This window comes from bacterium, assembly GCA_021372535.1.
Lineage (GTDB): Bacteria > Latescibacterota > Latescibacteria > Latescibacterales > Latescibacteraceae > JAFGMP01.
In genome coordinates this window covers 38,996-47,239 of record JAJFUH010000165.1, presented here as the reverse complement: position 1 = coordinate 47,239, position 8,244 = coordinate 38,996, and the positions used below count along the sequence as shown (strand labels likewise).

Here is an 8,244-nt window from a genome sequence, read left to right as displayed (position 1 = left end):
TTCGATGACATGCTCGGGAAGGTGGACGGCATCATCAACGGTGGATACTACAATCATCCATGGAACCACATTCTCCACGAACCCTACCTGAAAGCCGGGCTGCCCAATCTCATCAACCGGCCGTTCGCCAATTCGCTCGCGAAAGCGAAAAAGATGGTCGATATGGCGAAACAGTACAACGCGACCATCCTCTGTCCATCGAGCCACGAGCACAACGAATCCATCGCCCGCGCCAAGGCCTGGACGACCGGGAAGAACATCATCTGCTACAGCGCCACGAACTCCTTCGACGATTACCCGACACACGGCGTTCACGGTGTCTATCTGGTCTGCAAAGCGATTGCCGAAGCCGGTAATCCGGTTGTCTCTGTCTCGTACCGCACCAAGAGCTGGTACAGTCCTCCCGGGATTCTCACCTATGAGCATGCGGACAAGGACGGCCGACTCTTCTACGGGACACTCAACGAGGTGAGCGGGTCATGGGGTACGGTGCAGATACATACGCCCGAAGCTTACGGCGGCGAGGATTTCAATATCTATACCGGCACGGGATACCCGTTCAACAAGACAGAGATATGGGCTCCCACGATCTGGGCGTTTCAGAACATGGCGTACAACGGGGAAATGCCCCAGACATTCGACCAGATTGTCCACAAGACCGCGGTTTTCCTGGCCGGATGGAAATCGGTGCTCGAACGGGACGGCAATCCGGTGCGGCTCGACGAGATAGCAGATAACTGGGAGTCTCCGGTGAAGCTGCCCAATCATCCCGACGATACAACCCCTGACCTGTTCAAGAAAAAGTTCGGGTGATCCTTTATCCCGATCTATGTGCAAAATACAATAGAACGCGGATTTACGCGGATCGGGCGGATTTACACGGATTTGTTTTTTTAATATATCTTTTTAGATGTGAACGATTAATAACTACTCATGATAGTATAAATAATCGTTCATATCTCCTTGTAATTTTATGTCCTGGTGGTAAAAATATTTTCATGAATAACATGGATTATGGTGATCGTCGATCGGAGCTCATCGATACGGCCGGAGAGCATGAACTGAATGCACGGTAATGTAAATATACCAGCGCTCGCGCTCGTTCTCTGCGGATGGATATTCAGCGTATGTGTGCACGAGTTCTCTCATGCGCTCATCGCATACCTCGGCGGTGACCGCTCGGTCAGGGAAAGCGGTTACCTGACCTTCAACCCGCTCCGGTATACTCATATCTCCACCAGCATCGTATATCCGCTCGTTTTCCTGCTTTTAGGCGGAATCGGACTTCCCGGTGGCGCGGTCTATATCAACCGTAACGCTCTCCGGAACAGGATCTGGGAGAGCGCTGTCTCGCTTGCCGGGCCGTTTTCGAGCGCCCTGCTTTTCTGCGCCATGATGATTCCGTTCCGGTACGGAATTGCCGGGCCCGGGCTGCATCCCGTCTTCTGGTCGGCGTATGCCTTTCTCTGCTACTGCCAGCTCACCGCGGTGTTATTCAACCTTCTGCCCATACCTCCGCTCGACGGGTTCGGCGCACTGGCGTCTTTCATGCACCGGAAGGTACGATTGTACCTCTATAAACGGTCGCAGGTAATTTTTTTAGCGCTCATCATCGTGATGTTTTACGTCAAGCCGGTGGGGAACGCCTACTGGCATTTTATCGGATATATCGCGGAGAAGGCAGGGCTGCCGTTCGGGCTTGTTTTCAATGGTCTTCATCTGGTTCGGATCGCCGTATTCGGTTCATGACTCGCAGAGTTTTTTTATCTATCTATTTTAACAGTGGGCAACCACGGAGGGTTGCCCCTACAGCAACGACGGAGGATCGCCCCTGCAATAAAAAATCGCGAACAATTATTTCGTCATGTATGATAATCCGTTATGACTGTTTGTGCCTTTGTGGTTAAATATTTTCACGAATAACCTCCATGACTATAGATAGTCACAACGAAGGATGAAAACGTATTTTCAGATAAAACTAATTATTACATGAATTATTTTTCTCCGTGTTCTCCGTGTCTCCGTGGTAAAATTTGTTATGATATTTTCACGAATAATCTGGATTACATGAGTCATGACGTGTTCGGGCCATAATCGTGGTGGAAAAAACGATGCATTCATAAATGGATTTTCGTACCTTATCTGAACCGTCAACAGAGGGAATTTAAAAAAGTGCAAGAGCATACATGTCGTAATTCCGGGATTGAAACGCCCGAAGAACCATCGGGCGGGAGGGCAGTATGAGCGATTGTTTCACAAACCATACGTTCAGCCGGAGGAAATACCTGGGAACTGCCGGAATAGCGGGACTGGGAGCGTTCGCCTTGTCGAACGATCAGGCACATGCCGTGACAGGGCCGGTCCTGCCCGCCCGGTTCGATTACTCCTTCAGGACATATCGCTCCGGAGAGGTCATAAAAATCGGCATGATCGGTACGACCGGCCATACCGCGACAATCATCGACGATATCCCGCAGGTTCCCGGAACCGAGCTTGCCGCGTACGCCGTGTACGATAATCCCGGTCTGAAAATTCCGGCGGGTACCAGAATATATGATACGTACGAGGAAATGCTCGAAAAGGAGCAGCTCGATATTGTCGGTATATGCCTGCCGTACCATCAGAATGCCCGGGCATCGATCGCCGCCGCAAAAAAGGGGATTCATATCATGTCGGAAAAGCCGGTGGCGACAACCATCGGGGACCTGGATGAACTTCTCGGCGCGGTGATAAAGCACAAGGTTCGCCTCACAGCGCTCCTCAGCATGAGGATGGAGCCGCAGTTCCGGGCTGTCCATGATGCCATTGCCGAGGGGAAAATCGGCGAGCCGATCCTTGCGACGGCTCAAAAATCGTATAAATTCGGTGAAAGCCGTCCCGATTTCTATAAGGACGGTATATTGTACGGCGGAACGATACCGTGGGTAGGAATACATGCGATTGATTACATTCACTATACGACTCAAATGAACTATACGCGGGTCGCTGCATTCCAGGGCAACAAGGATCACCCGGATTATCCCGGCTGCGAGGATTATGCGGGTGTGCTCCTCGGGATGAGGAACGGCGGGACCGCGATGATCAACATGGATTATCTGCGGCCTGAAACCGCTCCTACGCACGGAGACGACCGTCTCAGGGTGATCGGCTCCGAGGGTGTCGTTGAAATCAAGGACTTGGCCACGAGGGTGGAACTCATCACAACATCGCAGAAACCGTACGATATTCCTCTGCCGGAGCGGAAATCATTTTTCGCTGATTTCATTGCGGAGCTCCGCGGACAGGGGAAGCATGTGATTGCGCCCGAAGAACCGTTCGAAATGACCCGTGTTTCGCTCCTCGCCCGTCAGGCGGCTGATGAGAACGCCATTATCAGACTGGCATAGGGATTATCGATGACGACCGTGATGTGACCCGGGAATTTGATTGAAACCGATGCCGAAACAGATTAAGCATGACGCTGCACCGGTACACAATTTTCAACAAAATCATACATAATATCAATGTGAAAGGATAGACCATGGAGTATATGCCCGATAAAAACCGTTATGACCTGATGAAGTACAACCGCTGCGGGAAAAGCGGAATTCAGCTGCCTGCGGTTTCGCTCGGACTGTGGCACAACTTCGGTGAAGTCGACAGGATGGAAACCTGCCGTGCCATGGTGCGGAGGGCGTTCGATCTGGGAATAACCCATTTCGATCTTGCCAACAACTATGGTCCCCCGCCGGGCTCCGCCGAGGAAACATTCGGGAAAATCCTCAAGACCGATCTCGCGGGATACCGTGACGAGCTCATTATTTCCTCGAAAGCCGGCTACCTCATGTGGCCCGGGCCGTACGGCGACTGGGGCTCGAAAAAGTATCTCGTCGCCAGCCTCGACCAGAGCCTCAAACGTCTCGGTATCGACTATGTCGATATCTTTTACTCGCACAGGCCCGATCCCGACACGCCGTTAGAGGAAACAATGGCCGCGCTCGATCTCGTGGTTCGCCAGGGAAAGGCGCTTTATGCGGGAATCTCGAATTACACAGCCGAACAGACAAAACGCGCTGCTGCTGTTCTCAGGGGACTGGGAACTCCCTGTCTTATTCACCAGCCGAAATATTCGATGTTCAACCGTTGGGTCGAGGACGGACTCCTCGATGTTCTTGAGGATGAAGGCATCGGCTGCATACCTTTCTCGCCGCTTGCACAGGGGCTCCTCACCGATCGTTACCTGAGCGGCATTCCCGATGATTCACGAGCAGCCAAACCTCACGGTTTTCTGAAACGCGAGCAGATTACGGAAAACGTGCTCAGGAAAATTCAGGCTCTCAACCGGGTGGCATCGGACAGAGGGCAGGGCCTGAGCCAGATGGCGCTCGTGTGGCTGTTGAAAGACCCCCGGATTACCACGGTTCTCATTGGCGCAAGCAGGGTGGAGCAGATCGAGCAGAATGTCGCCGCTCTGAACAACCTGAAATTTGCCGATGAAGAACTTGCCCGCATCGAAGCGATCCTGAAGCAGGAATAATTTACCCTGAGAAAGGTCAACCGTATCGTGGGCAATGAAAGTATCTACTTCAGGTTCGGCAGGCAGATCGGGTACTGGTATGCCGCCAACAGGAGCAGGCTGCACCGTGAGATCATACGGGGGATACTCCGTCAACTTCCCGGAGGGCAGTGGCTCACTCGTTTTTTCATGTGATGTGATACCGCAGAATATTTCCGTATTTTTCCGTGGATAAAACGGTCAGGATGATTTGTTGTATGCGTTGAAAGGGACATTGTGATGAATCGATTACCCCGCCATCATGCTGATTCTATAGGATTGCAGATGAACCGGAGACGTTTTGCCGTTTACTGCGCTTCTGCCGGGCTTGCGGGTACGCTTTTTCCCGAAGCCCTGACCGCTGTCGCACATGACAGGCAGGAAATCACGGTTGACATGATCGCTTCTGCCGAAAAGATTGCCGGGCTGGTGTTTACCGAAGCGGAGAGGGAATCGATGGTTAAAATCCTCGACAGCCTCGGGAAAACATACGATTACATCCGTACCATCGAGCTTGGTAACAGCGTCCCGCCCGCGCTCGTCTTCAATCCCGCGCTTCCCGGTATGAAGTTTCCGGCTGAACGGAAGCCGTTTCACATGAGCCCTGTCACCGTCAAAAAACCCGCCAGAATCGAGGATGCCGCCTACTACCCGGTTACACACCTCGCGAAGCTGATCGAAACCCGTCAGGTGACCTCCACCGACCTTACGAACATGTACCTGAGCCGCCTCAAAAAGTACGATCCTATCCTGCACTGCGTGGTTACTCTCACCGAGGAACTCGCCCTCCGTCAGGCGAAAAAGGCTGACGAGGAGATTGCTGCGGGGAAATACCGAGGAATTCTCCACGGCATCCCCTATGGTATCAAGGACCTGTTCGCTGTCCGCGGCTACCGGACAACATGGGGTTCGGAAGCTTTCAAAGACCGTATCATTGACATGGATGCAACCGTCGTTACCCGTCTGACCGAAGCCGGTGCGGTGCTCATCGCGAAGCTTGCCACAGGCGCGTTCGCGAGCGGGGAAAACTGGTTTGGCGGGAAGACCCGTAACCCGTGGAAACCCGACGAGGGTTCGAGCGGCTCGTCGGCTGGGCCCGGTTCCGCGACTGCCGCAGGACTTGTCGGATTCGCTGTCGGAACCGAAACGCGCGGCTCGATTGCCGGCCCCTCCGAACGGTGCGGAGTTACCGGGCTGCGGCCCACATTCGGCCGTATCAGCAGGTACGGTGCGATGGCGCTGAGCTGGAGCATGGACAAGGTCGGACCGCTCTGCAGAACAGCCGAGGACTGCGCGGTTGTGTTCAATGCGCTCTACGGCCCCGATGGTTTTGACCACGATGTAGTCGATCTGCCGTTCAACTGGAATTCATCGCTCGATGCCAGCAGCCTCCGTGTCGGGTATGTCAGGGCGGAATTCGAGGGGACGGTTGAAAGTGTCGAAAATCGGGCTCGAACGAATATGAAATTCAACAACGATACTCTCGATGTTCTCCGCTCGCTCGGTGTCAAGCTGGTTCCCATGGAACTCCCTGAGTGTCCGGCAGATATGGTGTATCTTATCCTCTTTACCGAGGGCGCCGCAGCCTTCGACTTCACCAATCCGGGAATGAGCGATATGGTTGAATCGTCGGGGGAGCGTCTTAAAAGATACCCGGCGTACCACCTTGTACCTGCGGTGGACTATATTCAGGCAAACCGTGCCCGAACCCACGCCATGAAGGCTATGGAGGCAGTTATGGCGGACATAGATGCCTATGTTACTCCCACGTTTGTGGGGCCGACCAACTGGCTTACCAACATTACCGGTCATCCCGAAGTGATCGTTCCGCATGGTTTCAACGAACGGGGATGTCCGGTGAGCATATCATTTGTCGGCAGGCTTTACGATGAGGCAACCCTGCTTGCGCTCGCCCGGACGTACCAGAATGCCACCGGATTTCATCTCAAACACCCATCTCTGTAATACGATGACGATAAAATATCATATACGGGCTGTAACGGATAATTAACAGAAAGTGACTCATGGAGCATAACGGCAGAAAATTGATTGCTTCGGCCCCGACGGGGCTGGCGGTTTTTGCGGTCGTGGGACCGGCTTTTGTGTGGTGCGCCGAATATATCGGTTCGGGCGAGGTGATTCTGTCCACGAGGATGGGCGCGATTTTTGGATATGCGGTTCTCTGGGCACCGATTTTCGGAATCATGCTTAAGGCGTTCATCGGCGCGGGCGGAGCGCACTATACGGTCTGTACCGGCGAAGGTATGATCGACATGTTCAGCCGTATGCCGGGAAGGGGGAACTGGGCTGTCTGGATCGTGCTTATCGGGCAGGTCTGTGCGGGAGCGATCTCCATTGGCGGGATAGCATCGGCTGCGGGTGTGTTCGCCCATACGCTCATACCCCTCAAACCGTACATCTGGGGCTGGATTGTCACGGTATTTGCCATTGTTGTCGTGTGGTCGGGCACCTTTGACATCATCAAGTATGTCATGAGCGTATTTGTCTTTATTATTGTTGTCGGCGTACTGTACGTTACGGTGCATACATTCCCCGGATTCGGAACTGTCGCGGACGGCGTATTCGGGTTTCATGTCCCTGCAATTCCCGACTGGGCCAGTAACCTCGAGAATATATCCGCGAATACATGGAACGAGATTCTTCCCCTCATCGGCTGGGCCGCCGGAGGTTTTGCGAGCCAGGTCTGGTATACATACTGGGTGCTCGGCGCGGGTTACGGCATGGCGAAAGACAGGCCCTACGGTCAGCCGTGCGATACCGGAGCGTTGAAACAGATGAGTGCCGAAACCGCCCTTAAAGTACGGGGCTGGTGCAGAGTGGTCTATACCGACGCGACTGTAGCCACCATAATCGGGATTGTCGTGACCTGCGGATTCATGCTGTCCGGCGCGGGAATTCTCCATCCCGAACATATCGCGCCCGATGGCGCCTCTGTAGCGTTCGAGCTGTCGGAGGTTTTTGGAAAACTGTGGGGTAAAATCGGCTCGGTAATGTTTCTGATCGCCGGGTGCGCTGCACTTGCAAGTACTCTGATCGGTCAGTTCGGCGGCTGGCCGCGGCTTTTATCTGATTCGTGCAGAATCTGCATCCCCGGATTCGGTCGTCTGGGCTGGAAAACCCAGTTCAGGCTGTTTATCGTCTTCTTTTTTGTGACGAACATGGTGATTGTCTATTCGCTCGGTATACAACCGGTATTCATCATCAAAATGAGCGCCGTACTCGAAGGCCTCCTTCTGACACCGTTCCAGGCGGTGGCGGTTCTGATCGGCCTCCTCTGGATACTACCCCGCCTCGTATCGTCTGAAGCGGGGAAAATCCTCCGGCCGCACTGGATACTGATTGCGGGTCTCGCGGCTGCTTCAATAGTGTTCGGGTATTTCTTCTTCTACAAAATACCGGCATATTTCTGATAAAAAAGCCCGGAACAAACAGGATATGTTTATATAAAATTGCGTTCATTGAAATAATAAAGCATGTAATAGACCCTGAAATAAAATCAGGGTGACATGAGCGCCGTCATGCTGAACTGGTTTCAGCATCTTTTGGAATCACTACGGTCAACTATGTTACCTGTTCGATTACAACTTGTTTTCATTCCGCGGCAGATGGGGCCTGCTCGTGTGGTTATCGCCGGTCCGGAACTGCAATATTATGTGTCATCAAGCACCATGTCTTCGGGTATCCCGTTT

At 53.2% G+C, this 8,244-nt stretch carries 7 protein-coding genes; all 7 read left to right on the top strand.

Going from position 1 to position 8,244, the window contains the following annotated elements:
- Positions 1 to 813, top strand: an 813-nt coding sequence (locus LLG96_14680; GenBank protein ID MCE5251456.1) for a hypothetical protein, incomplete at its 5' end; no start/stop codon positions are given.
- A gap of 252 nt (positions 814 to 1,065) precedes the next feature.
- The gene (locus LLG96_14675; GenBank protein MCE5251455.1) at positions 1,066 to 1,749 is read left to right on the top strand and encodes a site-2 protease family protein; all 684 of its coding nucleotides are present in this window, start codon (positions 1,066 to 1,068) and stop codon (positions 1,747 to 1,749) included.
- 491 nt (positions 1,750 to 2,240) lie between these two features.
- The gene (locus LLG96_14670; GenBank protein ID MCE5251454.1) at positions 2,241 to 3,386 is read left to right on the top strand and encodes a Gfo/Idh/MocA family oxidoreductase; all 1,146 of its coding nucleotides are present in this window, start codon (positions 2,241 to 2,243) and stop codon (positions 3,384 to 3,386) included.
- 134 nt (positions 3,387 to 3,520) lie between these two features.
- Positions 3,521 to 4,516: an L-glyceraldehyde 3-phosphate reductase gene (gene mgrA, locus LLG96_14665; GenBank protein ID MCE5251453.1), complete on the top strand. Its 996-nt coding sequence runs from the start codon at positions 3,521 to 3,523 to the stop codon at positions 4,514 to 4,516.
- A 27-nt stretch (positions 4,517 to 4,543) separates the two neighbouring features.
- A complete protein-coding gene (locus LLG96_14660) occupies positions 4,544 to 4,690 on the top strand; it encodes a hypothetical protein (GenBank protein ID MCE5251452.1) in 147 nt (48 codons plus the stop codon).
- A gap of 129 nt (positions 4,691 to 4,819) precedes the next feature.
- Complete coding sequence (locus tag LLG96_14655; GenBank protein ID MCE5251451.1) at positions 4,820 to 6,499, top strand: amidase; 1,680 nt, start codon at positions 4,820 to 4,822, stop codon at positions 6,497 to 6,499.
- A 59-nt stretch (positions 6,500 to 6,558) separates the two neighbouring features.
- Positions 6,559 to 7,965, top strand: a complete 1,407-nt coding sequence (locus tag LLG96_14650; protein MCE5251450.1) for an Nramp family divalent metal transporter — start codon at positions 6,559 to 6,561, stop codon at positions 7,963 to 7,965.
- Positions 7,966 to 8,244 lie beyond the last annotated feature (279 nt).